Origin of the sequence: Haladaptatus sp. AB643, from assembly GCF_024136975.1 — an archaeon.
In the GTDB taxonomy this organism is placed as follows: domain Archaea; phylum Halobacteriota; class Halobacteria; order Halobacteriales; family Haladaptataceae; genus Haladaptatus.
In genome coordinates, this window is record NZ_JAMYJW010000004.1 from 126,344 (window position 1) to 151,578 (window position 25,235).

Below are 25,235 nucleotides of genomic sequence, written 5' to 3' on the forward strand. Positions count from 1 at the left end.
AAACGAGCGGCGGAGCTACCGTGTCGCGCGATATTCGCCATGTTTCACGCCGAGTGCGAGCGTCAGAAGGCCGAAGACGGCCAAACCGCCGAGAACCATGGTAACCGTGCTGGTCGACATGGGACTCATGAACGTCCCGACTGCGATGATGAGGAACAGGACGATGAATCCGATTGCTGTCGTCGTTGTATTGAACTCCATACGGAACCGTTCGGTGAGCGGACGAAAAGCGTTATGCCGATTTCGGGCGCATGAGATTCGCCAGCGTAACTAAGAACCCGAGAACCCAACCGACCGGCACGGCGATGCCGAACCACATGCCGACGTAGGCGAGTCCTTCGAGGTTGAACCGTGCCCGAAGAACCTCGTCGATGTTGCGGTAGGTGAGCACGTTGTCCAGCAACCACACCGCGAGGTTCGTGCTGTTCGGGAAGATCACGTTCGAGAGCGTCGGCGAGTACAGCGCGGCGACGACCGGTGGCAGGAAGATGGCCGTCATGCCGAACGGGTACGCGAACAGCACCGTCGTAATCCGACCGCCGTATCGGCTAGTGAGATAGGCCAGCGCTGCTGCGACGGTTGCGACGCCACCGGCGGCGGCGACGGCGTAGAACCCTTCCGTTGAGAAGCGATACTTCGCCAGCGCCGCCAGCCCACCCCAGACGACGGCCGAGAGCAAAATGACGCCCAACACGCCGAGACTCGCCGCCGTGCGGTCGATTTTGCTCGTGTAGTAGCGCGTGGCGAAGCCGAACAGGACGAACGGGTACAACAGTGCGACGATGAAGCTCCCGACGATGCTCCACCCGCTGTAGGCTACCTTGCCCGACGTGCTCTGTGGTCGCCACTTTCCGAGAACCGAGTGGGATTGCTGTCTCTGTCGCGGGAAGAACAATGCCATCCAACCGGTGTGTAACTGTGCGATATCGTATCGTATTGCGTCGATGAGTCCTCCCTGACTCGTCCCGCGTGACATATCGTGATTCCATTCAGCCCTTCGATATGAAGGTTCTCCTTACGGGTCCGAAAACAGACTAATCAGGAAAATTACTCCGAACGTCGTCCGGTGTGACCCGGATAGTCGCGCTCGAACCGGTCCTCGATCTCCCCGCGATTCAACTCGATGACGACGGGGCGACCGTGCGGGCAGGCGTAGGGGTTGTCACACTCGTCCAGCGCGGCGAGCAGACTCACCACGTCACCCTCCCGAAGCGACGTGTTGCCGGTGATGGAGGGATAGCAGGCCAGATCGGAGATGAGTTCGTCGGCGACCGCCTCCGCCGAGTTCCCCTCCCGCTCGTCGGACTCGGTCGAGATGAACTCGTTCAGCACGTCCCGGAGCAACTCGGGCGAGAGCGTCTTCTCGAAGACGGCCGGAACCGTCGTCACCTCGACCGTCCTGTCGTCCACGAGCGCGGCGTGAAAGCCCAGTCGCGCCAAGGCTTCCTGGTACTCCTCGAACAGCGCCGCTTCCGCCGCCGTCAGTTCGAGTTCGACCGACGAGGCGAGAACTTGGGAAGTCGTCTCCCCGGCGAACTCCCGACAGAGCCGTTCGTAGTTCACGCGTTCGTCCGCCGCGTGCTGATCGATTAGCACCAGTCCATCACCGGTTTCGGCGACGACGTAGGTGTCGTGTAACTGCCCGAGAATTCGCATGCTCGGCAGTCGCTCGAACTCCCGCTGCGTCTCCCCGCCCGTCCCGGAAAGCGTCGTCGCCGCCGTCGCAGCGCCGAACTTCCGTTCCGGTTCGGATGTCGATGCCGAACCCGTGGCGTTCGTTCGGGGGGCAGAATCGTCCGCGTCGTCGGTGGGCGTACCCTCCGCGGTTGCGGTTCGGTTGCTGGCCGATGACGTGCTCCCGCTCGCTTCCGAACCGTTGCTTTCGGCGTTCGATACCGACCCCGCGTCGGATGCGGAGCGAGCGGTGTCCGCCCCGGCGGACGCCGCTCTCCCTGTTCGTCCCGCTTGTCCGGTTTGTCCAGTCTGCTCCGTTTGTCCCGTCCCGGTCGGCGGCGAGTCCCTCGCCGCCGACCGACCGTCCGTCGGGTCGGACGTCGTCCGGGGCGGTTCAGACGTGCTCGTCGTCCCCTCGTCCTCCAACGTGGAACCGGCGTCCGCCGGTTCCTCGTCCTCGTCCTCGAAGTTGGACTGGACTGGCTCGGGTGCGACGTCCGCCTCGTCGGGCGCGGAGCGCCCGCGCGGGGCGGACGAGCGAATCAGTCCGTTATCGAGGAGGGCGTCCTCGACTGCCTCACGGACCGCCGTTTTGACGCGTCGTTCGTCGCCGAACCGGACTTCCATCTTTCGCGGGTGGACGTTCACGTCCACGGCGTCGCCCGGCACGTCGAGGAAGAGGACAGCGAAGGGGTAGCGGTCGGGCGCGAGTTGGTTGCCGTAGGCGTCGAGGATGGCCTCCCGAATCACCGCGGAGCGAACGTAGCGCCCGTTGACGTAGGTTGCGACGTACTCGCGCGTGCTCCGGGTGGTTTCGGGGTGGCTGACGTGCCCCGACACGCTGACCTCGGCGTCCCCCTCGACCGGGATCATCGCGGTGGCGACCTCCCGCCCGTACACCGAGAGAATCGTGGACTGGAGGTTGCCCTGTCCGGTCGTCGAGAACACGTCGCGGCCGTCGTGTTCCAGCGAGAACGCCACGTCCGGGTTCGCCAGCGCGTACTGCGTGACGACGCGGTTGACGTGCGCGAACTCGGTGGACTCCGTCTTCAGGTACTTCCGTCGCGCCGGGGTGTTGAAGAAGAGGTCAGTGACTTCGATGGTCGTCCCCTCGGGACAGCCCGCGGGACCGACCGCTTCGACCTCGCCGCCGACGAGGCGAAGTTCGGTGCCCGTGTCGCCACCCCTCGGTTTCGTCCGGATTTTGGTGCGCGAAACCGCACCGATGGTGTACAGCGCCTCGCCGCGAAAGCCGAGGGTGGAGACGCCCGCTTCGAGGTCGTCGATGTCCCGAATCTTGCTCGTCGTGTGCTCTTCGACGGCGACCTGCACGTCCGCTTTGCTCATCCCGGTTCCGTCGTCCGTGACGGCGATACGCTCCGTCCCGCCGCCATCGACCTGCACGGAAATTCGCGAAGCATCGGCGTCGAGGCTGTTCTCGATCAGTTCCTTCACCACCGAGGACGGTCGCTCGACCACTTCCCCCGCCGCAATGCGCTGGATCGTCGTCTCGGACAGCGCCCGGATGTCCGTCTCCCCGTCACTCATTTCTCGAACCCTTTCGTCCCGACGTAATCAAGGTTGGTGTGTCGCCCGCAACAATATAATGAATAATAGGGATAAAATCGCAACGTTTACTCCCGTCCGTGGCATGTACGTGCTTGCTATGGAATCGTTCACCGAAACACTGGAACTCGTGAGGCTGGGTAACCACGTTCGAATCGAACTCGAAGACGGGGAGGCGTTCGAAGGCCCGGCAAGCCCGATCGACTACATGCCCGGCGACCGGTTCCGACTCGAAATCGAACCGAAACACGAGCGGATTCGGCGATGTGAAGTGAGCGCGGTCTACGTCGATGGGTCGTGGACGGCACCCGAAGTCCGTCACTACAGCCTCGGCGACGAGGACTGGATCGTCGCCGGGGAAGCACGAGAGATGGAGATCACGCGATGAAGGCGTGTACCGCGTCAGATTAGCCACTTTGTTTTAGACCAGAAAACGAAACGACTACTTCGGACGGTCTGCCACGAACTCACTGGTGAGGGCTGCGAGTTCCGAACGGAACGCCCCGACGTCGAAATCACCGCGCCCCTGAAACAACCGGTCGTTCTCCTCCCGAGCGATGTCCTCGAAGACGCGGTCGTAGAGGCTATCGACGGTGACCGGTCTGTCTTGGGCTTCGAGCCGAGTTGCGACCCGTCGGAATCGACGGTCGGTTCCGAGTTCGTCGGCCAACTCGTCGGCGGGTTTCCTGGCGGGGGACGGCCCGTCTTCCGTCTCGAAGTCCCGGCTCAATTTCGCTTTGTCGCCGGTTTTGTTCCGAAGGACGACGCCAGCCGCCGGGCCGTCGTACCAGTTCGAGTCCGGGATTTCGTAGGATAGCGGGTCGAAATCGACCGCTCGAACTTCCTTCTGGAAGGTGTTCACCGAGCGCAAACCGAGGCTCGCGTACACCTTCTCGACGGCGTCCGGCGGGAGGAATCGTTCCTCGTCGGCGAACCACACGTCGTACCCGAGAAACGACGGGGTTCGTTCCCAGTCGTAGTCGATGGTCCGTTTCACCGTCGCGTCCCCGAAGAAGACGACGGATTCGACGTCCTCGACGGCGGCGTGCAACGCCTCTCGGTCGAGGCTCTCCCGGAGGTGGCGCAGTAGGTGGTGGTAGGACGGCGGAACGTCGTCGGCTTTGTAAACCCGTTCTCGGTCGCCGAGTCGGATCATGCCCGAATCTCGCAGTTGGAATCTGACGCCCGCTCCGTCGATCTGCTCTTGAATCCAGAGGTGGCCGCGTTCGAGCAGGGATTCGGGTGCCGCGTCTACGGTCGGAATGGACGGATACTGTTTCATCGTTGTGGGGTAGGGAAGTCTCCGGACGGCGGGTTTGACATCCAGCGATACCCGGGCGCGTCACTCGTAGTTTTTCATGTAGTGGTCAGGGTGGACGAACAGTTCAAGAGGACCACCATCGAGAAGACGACGCATATCTTTCCGATCGGCGATTTAGTCACCACCTCTTTATAAAAATGAGCGAGGTGTTTATTGCAATCAACAGCCCAGTACCATACAACCGATGTGTGCAGATCAATTCAGTCCGGGGTTGTCACGGGTACTCGGCTCGGAGGCGCGGTGTGACCTCCTCGCTATCCTCGCCGAGAATCCCGACGAGTGGGTCACTGCCGCCGAACTGTGCGAACGGGCGGGGGTTTCCCGGTCGGGCTTCCACCGCGATCACAAATCCCTCCTCCTCGGCTTCGACATCCTGGCCCGACGTGACGAAAGCGCCGACGGCCACACGTTCCCCACCTACCGACTCGCCGACACGGAACAGGCCGACCTGCTCGTCGAACTCCACGACGTACTGGAGACCAAACTCGAAAACACGGACTCGCTGCTCGCCGACACGCTCACCGGATTCGTCCAGTAGTTCGAGCGGAACGGGAAAACAGACTCCCACAGCGAACGCGCTCGAAAATCACGGATATCGTCGTGTCCTTTTGCGTTTATTTATATATTACAACAGTTGGTAGTCTTAAGAAAAGTATTCCTCCAAGTGTGTAATGTATTTTAATGCATGTCAGAGAACGACCTGAAAGCGTACTTGGCGGAGAATCCACGAATGATCGGCGTACTGTTCACTATCTGTCTGTTGTTATCACAGGCGGGGAATGCGATGGGGGCAGTATACAATGCGACAAATGGACCATAGCTAATTGAAATCGGAAGCAGAGAGTTCATCACTCCAACGAAGACCATCATCTATTTTCACGGGGAGTAGTTCGAGATCTAATGCATCGTCCAATTCGTTGGAGGATAGTTTCAATTCTGTCAGCATCCCGGAACCGAGATACCGTGTCGAATCTTGCTCCATGACTACAGATACTATAGTCCCCAACCCATAACTCGCAGCCGGGAAAGCATATTGACCGAGTAAAAAATGGTCCTTATTTTTCTGGGTCACTCGAAACATAGCAGGCGTCCCGCTCTCGCTCTGACACAACGTCACCCCACCGTCACCGATCGTCACGTACTCCACGCCGACGACCAGTTCCTCCTTTGCGATACTGAGCGCGGCACGAAGCGAAAAGCCACAGTTCAGCAGGCGGGCGAGTGACCGACCGATCTTCGTCGCCGAGGAGTTGACGACTTCGGCGAGGGTGACGACACCGCCCTTGCTTCCCTTCTCGACCAGCATCTCTCCCTGCCGGTAGGACCGGCAGGCGTTCAACAGGAAGGCATCGACGTTGACCTCCGTGAGCGAGTTCGCGTCGAGGAGGCCGTCCGCACAGCGGAACCCGCCGTCGTCGACGTGACCGATGTAGTGCAGGAAGTCGGCATCGGATTCGAACAGCGCCGCGAGTTCGTCCGTCGTGATCTCCTCGTGAATCGAGACGTCGAACGCCACGAAGTCACGCAGGCCGTAGAACCGCTCCACGACGTTCTCCTCGTCCATCGCCACGTCGTTGCAGACGACGTGGACCTTCAGCGCCGAATCGTCCGGTTCGGTGTAATCGACGGTCTGGCGCAAGGACTCGATGGGGACCTTGTTCGCCCCGATGGGGTAGCCGTTGCCGACCCACGCGTGTTCGGTGGTGTCCGTGGATTCGACCTGGAACAGTTCGTCGTCGCCCCACTCCCACGCCTCGTCGGTGCTCCGCGTGAAGTCGCCTGCCGGAACCGCAGTCCGCGTGAAATCGTCCAGCATCTTCGGTTTCGGTGCGACGGTGTGTGACTCCGGGTTGTGCGGCGTCCGGAGCAACGACAGTTCCTTCGCGAAGTACGGGAGCGCGGGAATCGTCTCCGCCGTCGGCACCACGTCGGTCGTGAGATGCCAATCGAGGAGGTGTGGTTCCAGCGTTTCGAACGGAACCGAGAGGTACTCCGGAAGCTGTTCGGCGAGCGGGCGGTCGTACAGTTCGGCGAAATCGAGATCCACGAGCGGCTCGACCTGCGTGCGCTCGTGCAGTTCGACCTGGTAGTACCCCTCCGTCCGCGTGAGACAGTCAAGGAAGAACGCCTGTCTGAGGACGCGATTGACGGTCGTTTCGTACCCGCCTGCTCCCGCGAGCGGATACTCGAACGAACCCGCAATCAGCCGTGGCGTGCTTCCCGGCACGACGTCTGCGCCGAGGTAGTACGCCAACGACGCGGCGGGATACACGTAGCGCCGTTCGGGCGGTAACACGAGTCGAACGCCCGTCTCCGGTCGCTCGATACCGGTCGGGACGTCGAACGCTTCACCGCGTTCGATGAGCGGCGGATGACCTCGAAGCGTCGGAAACGACCGCTCACAAGTGGTGGTCTTCAGCGCCGACCCGAGATACGAGACGGCGGCCATCGCGTCGTCCACATCGTCGGTGACGGTGATCGTCCCCGCCGGACGCTCGTGAAACGAGCGCGCACCGACGCGGGCCCGGCGACATCCGTCGAATTCGATCATTGCGGATGTCGTACCGTGATTCAACGTCACCGCGCTTTCGACGGCGATGTAGAGTTTCATCGGCGTGCTCTGCACTTCCAGCAGGTAGCTATCGAAATCGAGCGACAGATCGTTGAACGTCGTGGCGTCGGTGGTGATCTCGCCATCCTGCGTTCGTACGACGACCGACAAGTGGTTCGGAATCTCGATGCCGGTGGATTCGAAGCTCACTGCCGCGTCGATGGGGAAGTAAAATCCCGCCGTGTCGATGGGCTCGGTAGTGAGTGGTTCGGCAGTATAGAGTTCGAATCGGACGTTCTCGACCGGGTCGAAAATAGCGAGACCGGAACGCCTGTTGAGTGTGTCGAACTCCATACGTACTCGTTGTGAACGGTATATTTCGGAACGATTATAGTTCTACCCACACCGTCGTTTTGTCGAGTTCCGGCACGTGCCAACGCTGTTCGGCCTTCATCCCCGGTTTCCGTCGCAGTTCGATGCGCGCATCGAACAGCGGTGTCAACTCTCTCACGATGTCCTCCTCATCGTGGACTCGCAGATGATACTGTCCCATCCCGTGAACGCCACGGACCGTCGCGGTGAGGGTACGTAGCGATTGTTTGGTCGCGCATCTGTCCCGTTGGAGGAGGGGAAAGAGCGAGTCGATACCGACACGGAGTTCCGCAGGGAGAAGCCCTTCGGAACGCTCCTCGTAGAAACTGATGGCGGTCTGGATTTCGTCGCGGAGTTGCCGAACGTTGTCCTTCTCCGGCGGGCGAAGATAGGACGCCGCCGACGTCGCGTCGACCGGAATCGAACGTTCACCGTTTCGTTGATCGATTATCCACGTCGTCGGATCGGTGGGTGAGACCGATTCCGGCAGTCGGGATTCGGGACTGTCGATGGTTCGATCGACAAGCGCGAGGATTCGATACCGTCGCTGACCGTGGCCAAACAGGACGCGAGCCGCCTCCGCCGATAGCCAATCCGGCACGTTACCGGTGATGAGGATGTTACTTCCACGCTTCTTCAACCGCTCTAACCACGTTTGGAAGTTCGCGTCGTTACCACCACCGCGAAATCTGAGCATCGAGGCCATATATTATACACTGAACATATATTAAATAAACATACTGGATTGAACGACGCTTGTCAAGATTCGACGGACGGGGAGTCACGACACGTCGTATTGGACGGGTTTCGACGACGGACGCGACCGGTACCGGTTGGTGGAACGCCCACCGCTACGATTCGGCGGGCATCGACACCGTGACGTTGACTGCCACGGACAACACCGGCCATTCGACGGCGTTCGACGTGATGATCACTGTCGTGTAAATTCCTGACACGACGGAAGGGGAACGGAATTTTTGTCGCATAGCTGAATATGTCGGAAGGTTATCCCTCCGCTGTTCCCATCCCTTTCACACAAATACGAACATGATCTCCGAAAAGATATAATACGCCTATATATCAGATCTCATCGTCCCGTATTCCTCTCCTTAATACATACATAACATCTCGATATCAGTGAACTGAGGGGCGTACGCGTTCCAATCATCAAATCGGAGCCCCTTCATGTTTTATCTACATGTATTCCATTCTTAAATCCGTAGAACTAACGAAACGGTGTTGCAAAGTTATGCGGCAATGCGTGAATTTCCGAGACGAGGATGTCTAAATACATGAAGCGAACGAGCATCACACTTCTATTGGTTCTCATGCTGATGGTCGCCGGGTGTTCGTCCCTCGGCGGCAATTCGGCGAGTACGAGTAGCAAGACATCGGTCAGCCAAACCTCCACGAAGGCGGCCGACTCGACCGCCTCCACGAGCAGCGCCGACGGCGGTGGATCGGAATCCACGTCGACAACGACGAGCGAGGCGACACAAACGACGACGACTGCGGCAGCGACTACGACGACCACCACGACTACGACGACGTCCGCAGATTCGTGGACGAAGCCGAAGCCACCGAACACGCCGCTCCAGAACAAGATGGACGAGAACGACGGGAGTCGAATCTCGAACGTCGAGGTCATCCACAAGGAGGAGGCGAGTGACGGCGGTTACTCCAACTTCGACGTGGCATTCTCCGCCAACACCTCGATGAAGCGTGTGGACCCCGCCGAGCACGGTACCGTGCGGGGCGAGCCATACTTCCTCGTCTACGCCAACGGCGACCTCGACAACGGGTCGCGCTTCACCGATACCAGCGGCACGCTCATCGAGCGAACGCCGGTCGTCAGTCAGGAGAAGAACGGCGACTTCGCCATCGAAATCCACCCCGAAGCGCTGGACAAGGCGGGTGCGGATGGCAAGGTCAAACTCATGATCCTCCTGATGGACCGTGACTCCGACTGGGACGACATCTACGGCGTCGCGTGGGTGACGGTGGATTACTCGTCCAGCGAGTAACGCCCGAAGACGACCATCGATTTTGAACTTTTTTCGAACGCAGTAGTGAGAAAGCCGATGACGATGAGTTACAGAGCTACGTGACGGGAGCGAGTAGATGTTCTCTCGTCGAGTAAGACGGTCGAATTCCTACCGTTCTCCGACTTTCCCCTGCCATTCCTGCACCTTCGACATCAATTCGATGGGCGAGATATCGGCGACTTCGACCCCGGCGAGTTCGGAGAGGACAGCCTCCGTCTCGGGGTCGAGCGCGTCCGCTTCGTCCTCCGATTCTTCACCATCCGACTCGCTTTTCCCCGAACCGTTCGCCTGAAACTGGCCCGCCCCGAGGTCGAAGACGGCCTGTACCGTCTCGTTCGACCCCGAACCGCGAGCCTCGATGGCTTTCTCCTGTCTGAGTTTGTCGAGCACATCGCGCGAGCGCTCGACGACCGGCATCGGCACGCCCGCCAAGTCCGCGACGTGAATCCCGTACGAGCGGTTCGTCGGCCCATCGCGAACGGTCCTGAGGAAGGTCACGTCGCCGTCCCGTTCGTCCGCCGCCACGTGGACGTTCTCGACGCGCTCCAGATGGTCGGCGAGCGTCGTCAGTTCGTGGTAGTGGGTCGCGAACAGCGTCTTCGCCCGGACCTCGTTGTGCAGGTACTCCGTCGCGGCCCACGCGATGGAGATGCCGTCGTAGGTCGCGGTTCCGCGCCCCACCTCGTCCAGAATTACCAAGGAGTCCTCGCTCGCGGAGTGGAGGATGTTGCTCAACTCCTGCATCTCGACCATGAACGTCGAGCGACCCTGCGCCAACTCGTCCAGCGCCCCGACGCGGGTGAAGATGCCGTCCACCAAGCCGATGCGGGCCGACCGCGCTGGGACGAAGCTCCCAACCTGTGCGAGCAGGGTGATGAGTGCGGCCTGCCGCATGTACGTCGATTTCCCACTCATGTTCGGCCCGGTGACGATGAGGAACTCGCGGTCGTCGTCCATCCGCACGTCGTTCGGGACGAACTCGGTCGTCCGCTCCACGACGGGGTGACGACCCTGGTCGATATCGAGCCCCGACTCGGCGAGTTCCGGACGCACCCAGCCGTTTTCGACGGCGTGGACGGCCAGACTCGCCAGCACGTCGAGTTCGGCCAGCGTCCGGCCGACGTCCTGTAGCAGTTCGGCGTGTTCCGCGACTCGATTTCTGAGTTCCTTGAACAGGTCGTACTCCAGTTCGCCGCGCCGCTCTTCGAGCCGAAGAATCTCGCGCTCGCGCTCCCGGAGTTCGTCGGTGACGTACCGTTCGGAGTTTTTCAGGGTTTTGACGGCCTCGTACTCCTCCGGGACCTTGCCGGTGTCCGACTTCCCGACCTGCAGGTAGTAGCCGTCCGTCTTGTTGCGGTCCACCTGCAGATGTGAGATGCCGGTTCGGGACTTCTCCCTGCCCGCCAGCGTGTCGAACCATTCCAGATTCTCCTCGTGCTTGTCGATGATCCCGTCCAATTCCTCGTCGTAGCCGCGGCACAGCAAACCGCCCTGGGTGACCGTGTTCGGCGGGTCCTCGGCGAGCGCCTCGGCCAGTTCCTCGCGCAGCGCTTCCGCCTGCGCTCGGTCGGGACGAGAGACGAGTTCGGACAACGGCGAACTCGAAAGCCCGGGCGCGTTGGCGATGGCATCGGCGACCGTCGGCAGAACCGAAAGGCTGTCGCGCACCCGCAGGAGGTCGTGCGCGTCGGCGCTCCCCGACACCGCCTTGCTCGCCAACCGTTCGAGGTCGTAGGCGTCGGCGAGCGTCTCGCGGATCTCCTCGCGGGCCAACGCCGATTCGGCGAACGACCCGACGCTCGACTGGCGTTCCTGAAGCGTCGCCTTCGACCGGCGGGGACGCTGGAGCCACTCCTTCAACAACCGTCGTCCGGCGCTCGTCTTCGTGTGATCCACCGTCTCGAACAGCGACCCCTTGCGGTCCCCGTGCATGGTCTCGGTGAGTTCGAGGTTGCGTTGGGTCGTCGCGTCGAGTTCGACGTGATCGTCCGCGTGGTACGACTGCAGGCGCGTCATCGACCCGAGGACGCCCGCGCCGGTCTCCTCGACGTACGAGAGCACCGCGCCCGCCGCCCGGACCTCCGCTTCGTCGTCGGAATCCAATCCGAGACTGGACAGCGTCTCCTTCCCGAACTGCTCGCGGGTGACGTGGGTTGCCTTTCCGGGTGCGAAGGCGTTCGCGTCGTGGACCGAGATGGACGCGTCGGTGCGGTCGCGAACCCGTTCGAGGAACGAATCGTCGTTTCTGATCTCCGGGCCGGGAAGGACCTCGGCGGGCGCGAACCGGTACAGTTCCGTCAGCGCCTTCGAGTCCGCGTCGGGACCGGAGACTGCGGTGACGAGGAACTTGCCCGTCGTGATGTCCGCGAACGCCAACCCGTAGCCATCGTCCACGCGGACGATTCCGGCGAGATACTGGGCGTCCGCCGAGGACGTTTCGAGGAGCGTACCGGGCGTCACGACCCGCGTTATCTTCCGGGCGTGACCACTGTCCGTCTCGTACTGGTCGGCCACGGCCACCCGATAGCCGCGTTCGACCAGTTGTTTCATGTACGGCGTGAGTTCCGACAGCGGCACGCCAGCCATCGGATAGCTGCTTCCGTGGCTCGATTTCCGCGAGATGTTCAGGTCGAGCACGTCGCCGACCAACTCCGCGTCGTCGGCGAAGAACTCGTAGAAGTCGCCGACCTGCATCGTCAGCACGTCCGCGTCCGTCTCGTCTTTGAGCGAGAGGAACTCCCCGACGATGCCGCCGTCACTCACGGCGGACACCTCTGGAAGCGAGAACCGAAATCATGTGCGAACGTGGGTGGGACGGCGACTAAAACGGTGTGGATTCCGCGCGAAACCGACTCGGTTTCCGCCGTCGCCTGCAGGACGCCAGTACGGTTTTGTCGCTTCGGGTCGTCGTCCCTTCCTCCCGTGGTCCCCGCCGTTTCCGCACGTCGACTCGGCGCGACGCTGATGGGGGTCGCCGTCGTCGGGTTCGTCCTCACGCTCGTCGTCAGCGCCGCCGTCGCGCCGCCGATTTCGAACGCTCCGTCGTCCGATTTGTCCGGCCGAACCGTCGTCGGCGTCCAATCGACCTCGACCGATGGGAAGGTCGTCGTGCTCGATTCCGACGGGGAGAAACTGTGGAGCTACGGCCACGCGAACGGCTATCACGACGTGTCGTGGCTGCCCAACGGAACGGTCCTCGCGTCGTTCATCGACGACGGGTATCGGCGCTGCGGACCCTACGAATCACCCTGCGCTCGGACCGGCGTGCGGGTCATCGACCCGAACCCGTCGCCGCACGTCGTCTACCAGTGGACGTTTCCGGTCCGCTCGGGACTGAACAGCGAGGTTCACGACGCCGAGTTGCTTCCGTCGGGCGAACTGCTGGTCGCGGACATGGACAAGGAACGGGTGTTCACGGTCGCGCCGAACGGAACGGTCACGTGGCAGTGGAACGCGAGCGAACGGTACGACCCGCCGTCCGACCCCACGCGAACCGACTGGCTCCACATCAACGACGTGGACCGTATCGGGCCGGGACGGTACCTCGTCAGCGTGCGAAACGCGAACCAACTCGTCGTCATCCAGCGCGGGAAGGGTGTCGTGAACGTGATCAACGAGAACGGGGATTGGCGACTGCTGAACAAACAGCACAACCCCCAGTATCTCTCGAAAAACGCCGTCCTCGTCGCGGACAGCGAGAACGACCGGGTGGTCGAACTCCACCGCCGAAACGGAACGTGGGGAGTCGCGTGGCAGGTCCACGGCGCGGGTGGTCTCGGATTCGACTGGCCGCGCGACGCTGACCGTTTGCCGAACGGCCACACGCTCATCACCGACAGCCGAAACAACCGCGTCGTCGAGTTGAATCGGTCCGGAAAACTGGTGTGGAGCGCGCGTATCTCCTCGCTTCCGTACGAGGCCGACCGTTACCCCGGCGAATATCCCGCCGGGCCGCCCGTGAATTCGAGCGCCGACTTCGGTCCGACGACGACGAAGCTACCCGTCTTCGGCTACCTGCTCGACAGCGCCCGCCACGTCGTTTCGCTTCCGTACTGGGTGGCCGGGTGGCACGTCGCCCTCGGCGGCGTCGCGCTCGTGACGTTCCTCGTCGGAGTCTGGCTGTTCGCTCGGGGATGGAAAAAGTCCGTTGCGTGAGCAACCAGAATTACCACCGACGATACTCTCCTCGCTTTCCACCATGGCGCTCACCCAGATTGACCACCTCGACGCCGAGAAGGACGAGTGTATCGACGACTGTTTCGCCGCCGCACAGGCCTGCGAGTGGTGTGCCGACCAGTGTGCGGAAAAAGGCGAAGGCATGGCCAAATGCATCCGGCTCTGTCGTGACGTGGCCGACCTGGCGACCATGCACGCCCGGTTCATGGCCCGCGATTCGAACTTCGACAGCGAACTCGCGGAAGCCTGTGCGGGTGCCTGCGAGGAGTGTGCCGAGGAGTGCTCGCGGCACGACCACGACCACTGTCAGCTCTGTGCCGACGTGCTGGAGGACTGTGCGGAGAGCTGTCGGAACATGATGGGCTAACGCAGACGTGTCGTGGCCTAACGGCGACCCGTGATGGCCTAAACGCCGACTCAGTCCATCACGTCGGCGAGCAGTTCCAAACTATCATCTTCTGGCGCGTCCGGCACGCTCAGCATGAACGTCTCGATGCCCACGTCCTCGTAGCGCTCCAGTTCCGTCCGAACCTCGTCCGGCGTCCCGACCAGCGCCGTCTCCAGATAGCCCGCGAGGAAGAACTCCCGCGGTTCGCTCGGTTTACTGTTCAAATGCCGGTCGGCGAAGCGTTCGCGCTTCGCCTCGGCGTCTTCCCGCGAGTCGGCGACGAACGCGAACAGTTCGGCGGATTTCGTGATGTCCTCGTAGCGCTCCTCGTTCTCACAGTGTTCCCGAAGCACGGCCAACTTTTCCGCGAACCCGTCGGGGTCGAGGGTGCCGTAATTCCATCCGTCAGCGAGTTCGGCCGTGTACCGGAGCGTGAACTGCTCCCCGGCCCCGCCGATCCAGATCGGCGGGTGGGGTTCCTGCACCGGCTCCGGGCGGCAGAACGCCTCCTCCAGATCGAACTGCTCGCCGTGGTGGGAGAACCGCTCGTTCGTCCAGAGGCCGTGGAGAACCTCGACGGTCTCTCGCAGTCGCTCGATGCGGGCGGCGGGCGGTTCGCGGAACTCGTAACCGAAACGCTCGAACTCGTCCCGGTACCATCCCGCGCCCAGGCCGAGGTCGAGGCGGCCATCGCTCACGCGGTCCACGGTCGCCGCCATCTTCGCCAGCAGGGACGGGTGGCGATAGGCCTGACAGTCCACCAGCGTCCCGAGTCGAATGTCGTCGGTCGCCTCCGCGAGCGCCGCGAGCGTCGTCCACGGTTCGTAGGTGTCCTGCTCGATGTCGCCGATCCACGATTGGAAGTGGTCTTCGAGCCACAGGCCGTCGAATCCGTGCTCCTCGGCGTCGTGAGCCACGTCCCGTATCGTCCCGTACTCGTGGCCGTACTGGGGCAGGATGATGCCGACGTCGGCGTTCATGGTTATGCCCCCTCCTCGTCTTCCTCGTCCGGTTCCCGCGCCTCCAGCGCGGAGAGGAGCGCCAGCGTCCGTCGCTGGAGTTCCTCGGCGTCCGCTGCGAGCAGTTTCACGATGGCCTCCTTGCCGACCTCCCCGCGGTCGATTATCGCGATGGGCGTTCCGCTCGCCGACTCGAACGCCCGCCGGGCACCCCAACCCATCGTGCTCCCCTCCTCGGCCTTCACGTCCGCCGGTTCCGCCCCGCGGTCGAACTCCGCGACCTCGCCGCTGAGCGTCGAGAGCGCGTTTTCCACGTCGCTATCGAATCGACAGTTGACCGCGAACCGCAGGCTGGGGTCGTTCTCCCGCGCCGAGAGCAGGAACCGGGCGACGTGGCTCGACGCGCCGAATCGCACGCCTCGGTTCGGTTTCACGCCGGTCATGGTTCGCGTGATTCGCCCCTCGACGGCGGCGGTTTCGTCCACCGCCTCGGCGTACGGCGTCGCCCCGACGACGTTCATCCCGACCTCCGGGACGAGGGCGCTCACGTCCCGCTCGACGAACGACTGAACGACGCTTTCGACCGCCTCGGCCGTGTCGTTCCGCGCCGCCCGGTTCCGGAGTTCGACGAGGTGGTGAACCGCTCCCGGTCCCTCGCCGACGTCGGCGGCGTAGCGGACCGCGCGCTCCATGAACGCCGTCGCGCCGCCGACCGCCGTTCGAAGGTCGTCGCCCAACGCGAGTCGGGCGGTGATGGCGCTGGCGAGCGTGCATCCCGACCCGTGAGTCGCCTCCGTTGCGATGCGCGGGTGTTCGAAGACGTCGATGCCGTCGGCCGTGACGAGCACGTCCCGAACCGTCTCGCCGGGGACGTGACCGCCCTTCACGAGCGCGGCGTCCGCACCCATCTCGCGGAGCGCCTCGCCCGCTGCCGCGGCGCTCTCGTCGTCCGTTAGCTCGATGCCCGTCAGGACTTCGGCCTCGTCCGTGTTGGGCGTGACGAGGGTCGCGTGGGTGAACAGGTCCGCGTAGGCTTCCTCGCCCGCCGAGTCGAGCAGTCGGTCGCCCGACGCCGCGACCATCACGGGGTCCACGACGGCCGGGATTTCCAGACCGGAGACCTGCTCCGCGACGCTCCGGACGACCGGGGCTTCCGCGAGCATGCCGGTCTTGACCGCCCGAACGTCGAAATCCGAGAGGACGGCCTCACATTGGGCTTCGACCTCCTCGACCGGGAGCGTGGAAAATCCCTCGACCCCGCGGGTGTTCTGTGCCGTGACGCTCGTGATGGCGCTGGTGCCGAACACGCCGTGTGCTTCCATCGTCTTCAGGTCGGCCTGAATCCCCGCGCCGCCGCCGGAGTCGCTTCCGGCGATGGTCAGCGCGACGGGGAGAGAGACCGGTGCTGGTTCTCTACTCATGTTGATTTCTCCATGAACTCCTCGAAGGCACCCCAGAACGGGTCCACCTCGGGATGTTCGATTTCCTCACCGTCCACCGTGACGCCGGTGCCGTCCCGAACCTCGCCGATGTCACCCGCCGGAATCCCGGCGTCGTCGAACGCGGCGAGGACGTCGTCGGCGTCCTCCGGCGCGACGGCCAACAACAGCGTTCCCTCGCTGATGGAGGACCACGGGTCGATGTCGAAGAACTCGCAGGCCTCCAGCACGCCCGGCAGGACCGGCACGTCGTCGTGGCGCACGTCGAGGCGGACCCCGCTCGCGGCCGCCATCTCGGTCAACGCGCCGTGCACCCCGCCCTCCGTCGCGTCGTGCATGGCCGACACGTCGCCCGCCTCCGCCGCTATCCGGGCGTCCTCGACCGGACTCATGTCGTAAAACCGGTCTTTCGCCTGCTCGACGGTCTCCTCCGGAAGGTCCATCAGGTCCTCGAACTGGTTGCTCAGGAGGCCGGTTGCCTCGACTGCCGGACCTTTCGTGAGCAGGACGCGGTCGCCGGGGCGCGCGCCGTTCGGTCGGACCACGTCGTCCGGGTCGCCGACGGCCATCGCGGTGGCCCCGCCGACCATCGGGTAGTTACAGCCCGCGTATCTGGCGGTGTGTCCCGTGACGACGCTGACGTTCATCTCGTTGGCCTCACGGTCGAACGTCTGCCAAATCGTGGCGAACTGCTCGTCCGTAATCTCCGGCGGGAGGTTGAAATCCACCGCGAGATGGGTGGGTTGCAGGCCGCTCACCGCCACGTCGCTCATCAGGATGTGGAACGCGAACCACGCCGCCCGCTCGAAGCCGAGCGAGGGCATGATGTAGATGGGGTCGGTCGCGGTGGCGACCGCTTTGTCGCCGACCTTGATGACGCCGAAATCGACGCCGTGCTGTGGCCCCAGCGTCACGTCGTCGCGCTCCGCACCGAGATGCGGGAAGATGTACTCCTCGAAGAATTCGCTGTCTACTTTGCCGAGATCGGTCATCACGTCGGGATATTACTTGGTTGTATTTAGCGGTGGTGTTCACTCCCGGTCGGCCGACAACTCGGCGAACACCTGCAACGAGGGGTCTACATCGGGATGCTCGATTCGGTCGCCATCGACGTAGACGCCATCGCCCTCGCTCACCTTCCCCATTTCGGCCGCCGGAATATCCGCGTCGTCGAACGCGGCGAGGACGGTTTCGGCAGCCTCGGCTTCGACCGTCAGGACGAGCGTCCCCTCGGTCGTGGACGCCCACGGATCGATATCGAAATAGTCGCAGGCTTCCAGCACGCCCGGCAGAATCGGCACGTCGTCGTGGCTCACGTCGAAGCGGACGCCCGCCGAGCGCGCCATCTCGACCAGCGCGCCGTGAATCCCGCACTCAGTCGCGTCGTGCATGGCCGTCACGCCGCCCGCCTCCGCCGCGACCAGCGCGTCCTCGACCGGACTCATGTCGTAGAACCGGTCCTTGGCGTCCGCGATATCGTCCTCCGGCAGGTCGATCCGGTCCTCGAACAGCGTCACCAGAAAGCCCGCCGTCTCCACGCCCGGTCCCTTCGTCACCAACACGCTGTCGCCCGGTCTCGCGCCGTCCGGGCGGACGAGGTCTTGCTTCTCTCCGAAGGCCAACGTCGTCGCGCCGCCGACCCACGGATACTGACAGCCCGAATACCGGGCGGTGTGCCCCGTGACGATGCTGACGCCCAGCTTTTTCGCCTCGCGGTCGAAGGTTTTCCAGACCTCCGCGAACTCCTCGTCCGCGATCTCCGGCGGGAGGTTGAACTCCACCGCGAGGTGGCTCGGATGCAGGCCGCTCACCGCCACGTCGCTCATCACGACGTGGAACGCGAACCATCCGGCCTTCTCGAAACCGAGTTCCGGGAGCAGCGAGAGCGGGTCCGTGGCGAGCGCGACGACGTGGTCGCCAACATCGATTACGCCAAAGTCCACGCCGTGTTTCGGGCCGAGGAGTTCGTCCTCGCGCTCCGCGCCGAGATAGGGGTAGATGTGTTCGTCGAAGAAATCGCGGTCTATCTTCCCGATGTCGGTCATACGGAACGTATTTCCGCCGCGCACAAATCCGTGCTGATTCGTGGAATCGGGGATTCAACGGAATTTGCCACGAGAGGTCACCGCGATTTCCGTGGCTACGATCGCCGAGCAGCACTGAAACCGCACCGCACCCGCTTGCTTGCGGCGTTGGCGTGAGACGACGATATTGCCGCGAGCGGAGGGTTTCGAGGTCGCCGTAGCAGTCGGGAAATCAGGACGAGGGTACCCGCGACGGTGACAACGACTAAGCAAATCCGTGGCGTTTTCCATCCGTTATGCCACCGGAACGTGTACTCGTGGCGGGAGCGACGGGGCGACAGGGTGGGGCCGTCGCGCGCCACCTCCTGGAACGCGGCGTTGAAGTCCACGCGCTGACCAGGGACGGGGGAAGCGACGCTGCCCGAGAACTCGACGAACGGGGTGCGGTCGTCGTGGAGGGGGACCTCGGGGAGAAGGAGTCGCTCGTGCACGCCGTGCGCGATGTGGATGGCGTGTACGGCGTCACCACGTGGGCCGCCGGATTGGACGCCGAAGTCGAACAGGGGACGAATCTCGGGGAAGTCGCCGCCGACCACGGCGTCGACCACTTCGTTTTCAGTTCGGTATGGGGTGCGAACGAGAATTCGGGCGTTCCGTTCTTCGACACGAAAGCGACCATCGAACGACGACTGTCGGATCTCGATCTGCCGTTGACGGTCGTCCGGCCCGTGTTCTTCATGCAGAACTTGGAGGGCATGCGCGACGACATCATGAACGAGACGCTTTCGATGGCGCTCGAACCGCGCACGCCGTTGTACATGGTGGACGTGGACGACATCGGCGCAATCGTCGCGGAGGCCTTCGCGAAGCGAGCGAACTACGTCGAGCGGGAAATCGACCTCGCGGGTGACGAACTCACGTTGTCGGCGATGGCGGTTCGGCTGTCGAAGAGTATCGGAATCGACGTGACCGCCGACCACGTTCCCATCGACGCCTTCGAAAAGCGGGCGGGAGAGGACTATGCGGCGATGTACCGCTGGTTCAACCGCGGGGATGCACCCATCGACCTCGCCGAGTTGCGGTCGTCTCACGACGTACAGTTCACGCTGTTCGAGGAGTATCTGGACGAACACGAGTGGAGCGGATCAGTAGGCTAGTCCCCCCGCCAAAGCTTTGGGGTCGAACGTCGTGTCAGGTGTATGGTTCGAACGTACGAGTTCGAAGGGGGTGAGCCGTCGATACACGAAGAGGCCCACGTTTGCCGGGAGGCGACGTTGGTCGGGGACGTGACGGTCGAAGCCGACGCCAGCGTCTGGCCCGGTGCGGTGCTACGGGGTGATGCGGCACCGGTGCGAATCGGCCAAGAGTCACACATCGGGGACAACGCGGTGCTCCACGCATCGACCGTCGGCGACCGAGTGATGGTCGGTCACGGTGCGGTGCTGAACGAAGCGACGATCGGCGACGGGTCCCTCGTCGGATTTAACGCGACCATAAACACGGACGTCCACGTCGGCGAGCGGAGCATCGTTGCCGCAGGGACCGTGACCCTCGAAGAGGCGGACATCCCGCCGGAGTCGTTCGTTCGGGGGGTTCCCGCGCAGGTGACGCCGCTTTCGGAGACGACCATCGACGCGGCGGACATCTTCGAATCGTACTCGTCGGGCGAGTACACGGGACTCGCCGAGCGCCACGAAGGACTGTTCGAGTAGGATCGATACGGGGGTGAAGAGGGTCGATACGGGCGGGTCAGAGCCTAATAAAGAAACTTGCAAACGCAACCCATGCAGTGATTGGTTTGACCCTCGAATATGCGTGATGAGCGACAAAACTAATGAACGAGACTGCTGAAGGATTTGCTGCCGACTCAGGGAGGGGAGATACGATGTCTGATACTGCTCTTCAGTTCGGAAACCGCGAATTGGTCCTGGTGTCGAACAGGGAACCGTACGTCCACGAGCGAGTGGACGGTGAGATTCAAGTCGTTCGACCGACCGGCGGCCTCACGTCCGCGCTCGATCCCATGATGGCGAACACCGGGGGAACGTGGGTCGCGTGGGGGAGCGGCGACGGCGACGACGAGATGAGCGACGAGAACGGTTGTGTTCGCGTCCCGCCGGAGTCTCCCTCGTACGACTTGAAGCGCGTCTCGCTCACGGACGAACAGGTACAGAACTACTACTACGGCTACAGCAATCAGGTGCTCTGGCCAATGTGTCACTCCGATACGGCCAAGATGACGCCGAAACCGGAGTTCTGGGAGCACTATCGGGAAACCAACGAACACTTCGCGGACGCGATACGGGAGCAAGTGGACCCATCGGAAGCCGTCATCTGGTTTCAGGATTATCACTTCGCGCTCGCCCCGCGGCGGATCCGGGAGGAGTGTCCCGACGCGTTCTGCATGCAGTTCTGGCACATCCCGTGGCCGTCGTGGGACGTGCTCCAAAGCTGTCCGGAGTACGAGGAACTGCTCGACGGACTGCTGGCGAACGACCTGCTCGGCTTCCACACCGACCGCTACTGCGAGAACTTCCTCGACTGCGTCGAACGGGCGTTCGACGCCGAGGTGGATCACGAAGCCGGGTGGGTTCGCTACGAAGGGCGAACGATTCAGGTCGAATCCTTCCCGCTCGGTATCGACGCCGCGGAACGGCGACAGCTCGCGGGGTCGTCGGAGGCCGACGACGCGTGGGAATCGCTCCGCGAAACGTACGCGCTCGACGCCGACCGGTTGGCCGTCGGGGTGGACCGACTCGACTACACGAAAGGAATCGAGCAACGGCTCGCCGCACTCGAACAGCTCTGGGAGAAGTATCCCGAGCGGCGCGAAACGTTCACGTACGTCCAGAAGGCGAGCGAGAGCCGAAGTCAGATCGACGACTATCAGCGCGTCAAGGAGAACGTGACGAGCGAAGTCGAGCGGATCAACGACCGATTCGGGACGGCGACGTGGCAACCGATCGTCTACATCGACGACCACCTCTCCCCGGTCACGCTGGCCGCGCTGTATCGGGAATCGGACATGGTGCTCGTGAGTTCGCTCCGCGATGGGATGAACCTCGTCGCGAAGGAGTTCGTCGCCTCACAGGTCGACGATCCGGGAGTGTTGGTCCTCAGCGAACTCGTCGGCGCACACGAGGCGCTCGGCGAGTGGGCGATAACCGTCCACCCGAACGACACCGAAGCGTTCGCGGATAGCATCGAGGAAGCCTTGGAGATGGACGAATCGGAGCGAGCGACCCGAATGGAGCCGCTACGAGCGTCGGTAGAGGAAAACGACATCGAGGCGTGGAAAAACAGCGTGCTGCAGAGTGCGAGCAAGGTGTTGAGTCGAAAGGAGACGACGGCCCAACGCGATACGACGGGAACGACAACGGAATACACGAACGAATGATCGGAAGCGGGTCGGCTTCCGCGTATCGGCGTTTACCGTACCTCGTAGCGGACCGCTTCCGCCGCAGTCCGTAGCGGACTGCTCGGACGCCGCTACGATTTCGACGTCGGGTATCTCATCGGTCCAGCAGGTCGGCCCGACAGTCCTCGGTTAGCTGACGGAGGCCGTCGCTGATTTCGACGGGGTAGGAACCCGGCGCACGGAGGTCGCGACAGTCGTCCGGGAGACATCGCCGTCGCCTTCCCGCCCGTTCGGCGATTGCGCCGAGTTCGGAGGAGTCGGCGACGCGCTCCCCGTCCTCGTAGACGAACACCAGTTGGTCCTCGCCGGGTGCGTCCTCGCCACGCAGTGCGATCACGTCCTTTTCGTAGGTGCCGTCGTCGTCCTCCTCGATTCTGCGGACGCTCTTCCCCCCGGGGTACGTGACTTTCCCCGACGACAGTTTCATGCTCGGTCGCATCTCGCCGTCGTGTTCGATTTCGGTGAGTTTGTAGACGAGGTCGAGCGACGGGGCATCCCCGCTCGTCGTCAGTGCGGTACCGGGACCGAACCCGGTCGCCACACCGCCCTCACGCAGGAAGTCGGCGATCTTGTACTCGTCCATGCTGGAGGAGACGAAGATCGGTCGGTCGCCGACTATTTCGGCGACATCTTTCGAGAGGGAAACGAGGTCGCCGGAGTCGAGTCGCACGCCGACCTCGGCGTCGTGCTCGTCGGTCAGTTCCATCGCCAACTTCGCCCCTTCGACGGTGTCGTAGGTGTCCACCAGCAGAATCGTGTCCTCGTGATACTGATCGAGGAACGTCTCGAAGGCGTCGCGCTCGCTCTCGAAGCTCTGGACCCACGAGTGGGCCATCGTCCCGTACACCGGGAGGGAAAACGCCTCCCCTGCGGAGACGAGCGAGGTTCCGTCGAAGCCACCGATCGCCGCGGCGCGGGCGGCTTTCATCCCGGCGTCGGTACCGTGGGCGCGTCGGGCACCGAAATCCACGAGCGATTGGCCGTCGCCGTGGCGTTCGACCGCTTCGCGCATCCGAGCGGCTTTGGTCGCCACGAGGCTCTGAAAGCCGACCTGATTCAACAGCAGGGTCTCGAACAGTTGGGCTTCGAAGATGGGCGCGGTCACCTCCACGATGGGTTCGTTCGGGAACACGGGCGTCCCCTCCGGGAGCGCCCGCACGGTACCGGTGAACTCGAACTCCGCGAGTCGGGAGAGAAAGTCATCGTCGAACCCGCGACCGGCGAGATACGAGATCGCTCGTTCCCCGAACGAGATGGAATCGATGTAGGCCATCGCCTGTTCGAGTCCGGCCGCGAGGACGTACCCCCTATCCGATGGCAGTTTGCGGAAGAAAAGGCTGAACGTCGCCCGCGGGTTGTGGTCCGCGGCGTGGTACCCCTGCAACATCGTCAACTCGTAGAGGTCGGTGAACAACCCCAAATTTTCGGGCGTGATGTAGCCGAACCGCTCCGCTGGTTGGTTCCCCCCAGTCATAGACGCCGAGACGACGCCGCCACAGTAATAGTTGGGGGACGGTTCGGGTTCGAATCGGAGAACGGCACGAATTCAAATCGAGGGACGGTACGAGTTCGAATCGAGGGACGGTTCGGGTTCGAGGGACCCCGGCGAGACGCGTTTATTCGTCGGGACCCTACTTCGTCCCATGAACCTGGAATCGCTCAAACCCGATTTCCTCACGCCGAACTGGAAATGCCACTCGTGCGGGAAGAAGTACTGGCGCAACCCTCGACAGTGCGGCCGCTGTCAGAGCACGGTCTTCGACAAGATTCGATAGCCGATAGTTGGACGGAAGACGACGCCGAAATATTAGCGAAAGAGCAATAACTGTTTTGCCATGAGTTAGCGAATAGCAAGCTGATGTCGGGAGAAAAAGCAGTGTCAGTGGGAGTACTCAGTCTCCACAACAGCAAGGAGACGAAGGCTATTTTGAACGCCGTCGAAGCGTTGGGCCACGATCCGGTCTGGCTCCGGCGGGAGAACACGTCCGTCGAGATACGGGACGGTCGTGTCGTGCTCGAACCGGATGTGGACGTCATCGCGAATCGGTTGTTGTTGTCGAAGACGGAGAACCCCGAGGAACTCCTCGGGCTTGCGAACCTGTACGAAAGCCTCGTGCCGATGCTGAACCCGCCGATGTCGGTCCTACAGGCCACTCACAAGTTCTCGGCGGCCGTCCGGTTGGCGGACAAGGGGATTTCGGTTCCCGACGCTATCTTCGCGCTCTCCACGGATCGGCTCAACGAGATCGGCAAGACGTACGGGACCGAGGCGGTGTACAAAACCGCCATCGGGACCCACGGCGGTGGAACGTGGAAGGTGAATTTGAACACGCCCATCAGTTCACGGGTCGGGAAGCGACAGGCGTTCATCCAACAGCTCATCGAACAGGACGGCGACGGTCCGCACAGCGACCTGCGCGTCTACGTGGTCGGGGATTCCGTCCTCGGCGGGATGATCCGGTCGGCCCCGGACGAGGAGTGGCGGACGAACGTCGCGCTCGGCGGCGACGTGACGGCGGCAGGGGACGTCCTCACGGACGAAATCGTCCAAATCGCCCTGGATTCGGCCCACGCCCTCGGGCTGGACTACGCTGGGGTAGATCTCATCCGGGACGAGGACGAGTGGTACGTGCTCGAAGTCAACCCGACGGCGGGGTTCAAAGGGTTCTTCCGAGCCACGGGCCACAGTCCGGCACCGCACATCGCACGCGCCGCCATCGAAGCGGGCGGCGGGGGCGTCGAGGAGGGCCGCGTTACGGAACTGACGACGACGCTCGACGATTCGGTTCCCGACTGCAAACCGGCGACGGGTAGCCAACGACTGTCGGACCAGCCCACCATCGGCTACACCACCGAGGTCGTCGTCAGCGGGACGACGGGGTCGCGCACCGTCGTCGCCAAGTCCGACACGGGCGCGAGCCGAACCAGTATCGACACCGGAATCGCGGCCGACGTGGGCGCGGGACCGATTCGGCGAATCTCGCGGGTGCGCTCCGGAAGCTCGAAATCGAGCCGAACCCGACCGGTCGTGGACGTGGTTATCGGCATCGCCGGAAACCACTACACGGTTTCCGCGAACGTCGAGGACAGGAGCCACATGAACAATCCCGTCCTGCTGGGCCGCGACATCCTCGAACACTACCAAGTGGACATCAGCAAGCGAGTGGACGAGACGGAGGGCGGCACCGTCGAGGAGTGAGTGTCAGATTCTTACTGTCCCCAATGGGGGCCCATCCCGTCGAGGAGGAGTCACCGTCTCACGGGCCGAATTCTACTGTATTGGAATCGTGGTTGCAGTCAAA

Annotated in this window: 23 protein-coding genes; 11 read left to right on the forward strand and 12 right to left on the reverse strand. The window is 62.9% G+C overall.

Going from position 1 to position 25,235, the window contains the following annotated elements; translation table 11 throughout:
- Positions 1 to 15: 15 nt before the first annotated feature.
- The 3 genes from NKF25_RS09940 to mutL all read right to left on the reverse strand — a co-directional run bounded on the left by NKF25_RS09940 (position 16) and on the right by mutL (position 3,222).
- Positions 16 to 201 carry a hypothetical protein gene (locus NKF25_RS09940; RefSeq protein ID WP_066143895.1) on the reverse strand — a complete coding sequence of 62 codons (186 nt, stop codon included), beginning with the start codon at positions 199 to 201 and terminating at the stop codon, positions 16 to 18.
- A gap of 31 nt (positions 202 to 232) precedes the next feature.
- A complete protein-coding gene (locus NKF25_RS09945) occupies positions 233 to 976 on the reverse strand; it encodes a hypothetical protein (protein ID WP_253226520.1) in 744 nt (247 codons plus the stop codon).
- Between the two features lie 71 nt (positions 977 to 1,047).
- A complete protein-coding gene (mutL, locus tag NKF25_RS09950; RefSeq protein ID WP_253226521.1) occupies positions 1,048 to 3,222 on the reverse strand; it encodes a DNA mismatch repair endonuclease MutL in 2,175 nt (724 codons plus the stop codon).
- A gap of 118 nt (positions 3,223 to 3,340) precedes the next feature.
- On the opposite strand from mutL, the gene NKF25_RS09955 reads away from it, so the two are divergent.
- Positions 3,341 to 3,628 carry a hypothetical protein gene (locus NKF25_RS09955; RefSeq protein ID WP_253226522.1) on the forward strand — a complete coding sequence of 96 codons (288 nt, stop codon included), beginning with the start codon at positions 3,341 to 3,343 and terminating at the stop codon, positions 3,626 to 3,628.
- 54 nt (positions 3,629 to 3,682) lie between these two features.
- On the opposite strand, the gene NKF25_RS09960 is transcribed toward NKF25_RS09955, so the two are convergent.
- The gene (locus tag NKF25_RS09960; protein ID WP_253226523.1) at positions 3,683 to 4,522 is read right to left on the reverse strand and encodes an RNA ligase family protein; all 840 of its coding nucleotides are present in this window, start codon (positions 4,520 to 4,522) and stop codon (positions 3,683 to 3,685) included.
- Positions 4,523 to 4,745: 223 nt separating this feature from the next.
- Here NKF25_RS09960 and NKF25_RS09965 point away from each other — a divergent pair, with 223 nt between their 5' ends.
- Entirely contained in the window at positions 4,746 to 5,099 is a 354-nt protein-coding gene (locus NKF25_RS09965; protein WP_253226524.1) for a helix-turn-helix domain-containing protein, read from the forward strand.
- A 282-nt stretch (positions 5,100 to 5,381) separates the two neighbouring features.
- Here the strand turns inward: NKF25_RS09965 and NKF25_RS09970 are convergent, their stop codons facing one another.
- Positions 5,382 to 7,466 carry a hypothetical protein gene (locus tag NKF25_RS09970; protein WP_253226525.1) on the reverse strand — a complete coding sequence of 695 codons (2,085 nt, stop codon included), beginning with the start codon at positions 7,464 to 7,466 and terminating at the stop codon, positions 5,382 to 5,384.
- A gap of 34 nt (positions 7,467 to 7,500) precedes the next feature.
- Complete coding sequence (locus NKF25_RS09975; protein WP_253226526.1) at positions 7,501 to 8,190, reverse strand: hypothetical protein; 690 nt, start codon at positions 8,188 to 8,190, stop codon at positions 7,501 to 7,503.
- Between the two features lie 50 nt (positions 8,191 to 8,240).
- On the opposite strand from NKF25_RS09975, the gene NKF25_RS09980 reads away from it, so the two are divergent.
- Positions 8,241 to 8,429, forward strand: a complete 189-nt coding sequence (locus NKF25_RS09980) for a hypothetical protein (RefSeq protein WP_253226527.1) — start codon at positions 8,241 to 8,243, stop codon at positions 8,427 to 8,429.
- 347 nt (positions 8,430 to 8,776) lie between these two features.
- Positions 8,777 to 9,508 (forward strand): hypothetical protein, encoded by a 732-nt coding sequence (locus tag NKF25_RS09985; RefSeq protein WP_253226528.1) that lies wholly within the window; start codon positions 8,777 to 8,779, stop codon positions 9,506 to 9,508.
- A gap of 129 nt (positions 9,509 to 9,637) precedes the next feature.
- On the opposite strand, the gene mutS is transcribed toward NKF25_RS09985, so the two are convergent.
- On the reverse strand, positions 9,638 to 12,301 hold the full coding sequence (gene mutS / locus NKF25_RS09990) for a DNA mismatch repair protein MutS (RefSeq protein ID WP_253226529.1): 2,664 nt from the start codon (positions 12,299 to 12,301) through the stop codon (positions 9,638 to 9,640).
- A 150-nt stretch (positions 12,302 to 12,451) separates the two neighbouring features.
- On the opposite strand from mutS, the gene NKF25_RS09995 reads away from it, so the two are divergent.
- Complete coding sequence (locus tag NKF25_RS09995; RefSeq protein WP_342766321.1) at positions 12,452 to 13,684, forward strand: aryl-sulfate sulfotransferase; 1,233 nt, start codon at positions 12,452 to 12,454, stop codon at positions 13,682 to 13,684.
- Between the two features lie 43 nt (positions 13,685 to 13,727).
- A complete protein-coding gene (locus tag NKF25_RS10000; protein ID WP_253226530.1) occupies positions 13,728 to 14,072 on the forward strand; it encodes a four-helix bundle copper-binding protein in 345 nt (114 codons plus the stop codon).
- A gap of 50 nt (positions 14,073 to 14,122) precedes the next feature.
- Here the strand turns inward: NKF25_RS10000 and NKF25_RS10005 are convergent, their stop codons facing one another.
- From NKF25_RS10005 to NKF25_RS10020, 4 genes are read right to left on the reverse strand one after another with little or no spacing between them, the layout of a single operon-like run.
- On the reverse strand, positions 14,123 to 15,073 hold the full coding sequence (locus tag NKF25_RS10005) for a TIGR03560 family F420-dependent LLM class oxidoreductase (RefSeq protein WP_253226531.1): 951 nt from the start codon (positions 15,071 to 15,073) through the stop codon (positions 14,123 to 14,125).
- A 2-nt stretch (positions 15,074 to 15,075) separates the two neighbouring features.
- Positions 15,076 to 16,473, reverse strand: a complete 1,398-nt coding sequence (gene thiD / locus NKF25_RS10010) for a bifunctional hydroxymethylpyrimidine kinase/phosphomethylpyrimidine kinase (protein WP_253226532.1) — start codon at positions 16,471 to 16,473, stop codon at positions 15,076 to 15,078.
- Positions 16,470 to 17,483 carry an AIR synthase family protein gene (locus NKF25_RS10015; protein WP_253226533.1) on the reverse strand — a complete coding sequence of 338 codons (1,014 nt, stop codon included), beginning with the start codon at positions 17,481 to 17,483 and terminating at the stop codon, positions 16,470 to 16,472. The genes thiD and NKF25_RS10015 overlap by 4 nt, the downstream gene beginning before the upstream one ends.
- A 39-nt stretch (positions 17,484 to 17,522) precedes the next feature.
- A complete protein-coding gene (locus NKF25_RS10020; RefSeq protein ID WP_253226534.1) occupies positions 17,523 to 18,536 on the reverse strand; it encodes an AIR synthase family protein in 1,014 nt (337 codons plus the stop codon).
- A gap of 275 nt (positions 18,537 to 18,811) precedes the next feature.
- Between NKF25_RS10020 and NKF25_RS10025 the strand changes: the two genes are divergently transcribed.
- From NKF25_RS10025 to NKF25_RS10035, 3 genes are all read left to right on the forward strand, one after another.
- Positions 18,812 to 19,672 (forward strand): NmrA/HSCARG family protein, encoded by an 861-nt coding sequence (locus tag NKF25_RS10025; protein ID WP_253226535.1) that lies wholly within the window; start codon positions 18,812 to 18,814, stop codon positions 19,670 to 19,672.
- A gap of 42 nt (positions 19,673 to 19,714) precedes the next feature.
- The gene (locus NKF25_RS10030) at positions 19,715 to 20,227 is read left to right on the forward strand and encodes a gamma carbonic anhydrase family protein (protein ID WP_253226536.1); all 513 of its coding nucleotides are present in this window, start codon (positions 19,715 to 19,717) and stop codon (positions 20,225 to 20,227) included.
- A gap of 173 nt (positions 20,228 to 20,400) precedes the next feature.
- A complete protein-coding gene (locus NKF25_RS10035) occupies positions 20,401 to 21,912 on the forward strand; it encodes a trehalose-6-phosphate synthase (protein WP_253226537.1) in 1,512 nt (503 codons plus the stop codon).
- A gap of 115 nt (positions 21,913 to 22,027) precedes the next feature.
- Here the strand turns inward: NKF25_RS10035 and NKF25_RS10040 are convergent, their stop codons facing one another.
- Complete coding sequence (locus tag NKF25_RS10040; protein ID WP_253226538.1) at positions 22,028 to 23,407, reverse strand: nicotinate phosphoribosyltransferase; 1,380 nt, start codon at positions 23,405 to 23,407, stop codon at positions 22,028 to 22,030.
- A gap of 169 nt (positions 23,408 to 23,576) precedes the next feature.
- Here NKF25_RS10040 and NKF25_RS24210 point away from each other — a divergent pair, with 169 nt between their 5' ends.
- Complete coding sequence (locus tag NKF25_RS24210) at positions 23,577 to 23,708, forward strand: hypothetical protein (protein ID WP_255359094.1); 132 nt, start codon at positions 23,577 to 23,579, stop codon at positions 23,706 to 23,708.
- Between the two features lie 83 nt (positions 23,709 to 23,791).
- A complete protein-coding gene (locus tag NKF25_RS10045) occupies positions 23,792 to 25,132 on the forward strand; it encodes a RimK/LysX family protein (RefSeq protein WP_253226539.1) in 1,341 nt (446 codons plus the stop codon).
- Positions 25,133 to 25,235: the final 103 nt, after the last annotated feature.

Excerpts from the sequence above, each read along its gene's own strand:
- NKF25_RS09985 (WP_253226528.1), top strand. The coding sequence starts at position 8,777 with ATGAAGCGAACGAGCATCACACTTCTATTGGTTCTCATGCTGATGGTC.
- NKF25_RS09960 (WP_253226523.1), bottom strand. The coding sequence starts at position 4,522 with ATGAAACAGTATCCGTCCATTCCGACCGTAGACGCGGCACCCGAATCC.
- NKF25_RS24210 (WP_255359094.1), top strand. The coding sequence starts at position 23,577 with ATGAACCTGGAATCGCTCAAACCCGATTTCCTCACGCCGAACTGGAAA.
- NKF25_RS09975 (WP_253226526.1), bottom strand. The coding sequence starts at position 8,190 with ATGGCCTCGATGCTCAGATTTCGCGGTGGTGGTAACGACGCGAACTTC.
- NKF25_RS10030 (WP_253226536.1), top strand. The coding sequence starts at position 19,715 with ATGGTTCGAACGTACGAGTTCGAAGGGGGTGAGCCGTCGATACACGAA.
- NKF25_RS09965 (WP_253226524.1), top strand. The coding sequence starts at position 4,746 with ATGTGTGCAGATCAATTCAGTCCGGGGTTGTCACGGGTACTCGGCTCG.
- NKF25_RS10025 (WP_253226535.1), top strand. The coding sequence starts at position 18,812 with ATGCCACCGGAACGTGTACTCGTGGCGGGAGCGACGGGGCGACAGGGT.
- NKF25_RS10005 (WP_253226531.1), bottom strand. The coding sequence starts at position 15,073 with ATGAACGCCGACGTCGGCATCATCCTGCCCCAGTACGGCCACGAGTAC.
- NKF25_RS10035 (WP_253226537.1), top strand. The coding sequence starts at position 20,401 with ATGTCTGATACTGCTCTTCAGTTCGGAAACCGCGAATTGGTCCTGGTG.
- NKF25_RS10040 (WP_253226538.1), bottom strand. The coding sequence starts at position 23,407 with ATGACTGGGGGGAACCAACCAGCGGAGCGGTTCGGCTACATCACGCCC.
- NKF25_RS10015 (WP_253226533.1), bottom strand. The coding sequence starts at position 17,483 with ATGACCGATCTCGGCAAAGTAGACAGCGAATTCTTCGAGGAGTACATC.
- NKF25_RS10020 (WP_253226534.1), bottom strand. The coding sequence starts at position 18,536 with ATGACCGACATCGGGAAGATAGACCGCGATTTCTTCGACGAACACATC.
- NKF25_RS09970 (WP_253226525.1), bottom strand. The coding sequence starts at position 7,466 with ATGGAGTTCGACACACTCAACAGGCGTTCCGGTCTCGCTATTTTCGAC.
- NKF25_RS10000 (WP_253226530.1), top strand. The coding sequence starts at position 13,728 with ATGGCGCTCACCCAGATTGACCACCTCGACGCCGAGAAGGACGAGTGT.
- NKF25_RS09945 (WP_253226520.1), bottom strand. The coding sequence starts at position 976 with ATGTCACGCGGGACGAGTCAGGGAGGACTCATCGACGCAATACGATAC.
- thiD (WP_253226532.1), bottom strand. The coding sequence starts at position 16,473 with ATGAGTAGAGAACCAGCACCGGTCTCTCTCCCCGTCGCGCTGACCATC.
- NKF25_RS09940 (WP_066143895.1), bottom strand. The coding sequence starts at position 201 with ATGGAGTTCAATACAACGACGACAGCAATCGGATTCATCGTCCTGTTC.
- NKF25_RS10045 (WP_253226539.1), top strand. The coding sequence starts at position 23,792 with ATGTCGGGAGAAAAAGCAGTGTCAGTGGGAGTACTCAGTCTCCACAAC.
- NKF25_RS09955 (WP_253226522.1), top strand. The coding sequence starts at position 3,341 with ATGGAATCGTTCACCGAAACACTGGAACTCGTGAGGCTGGGTAACCAC.
- mutL (WP_253226521.1), bottom strand. The coding sequence starts at position 3,222 with ATGAGTGACGGGGAGACGGACATCCGGGCGCTGTCCGAGACGACGATC.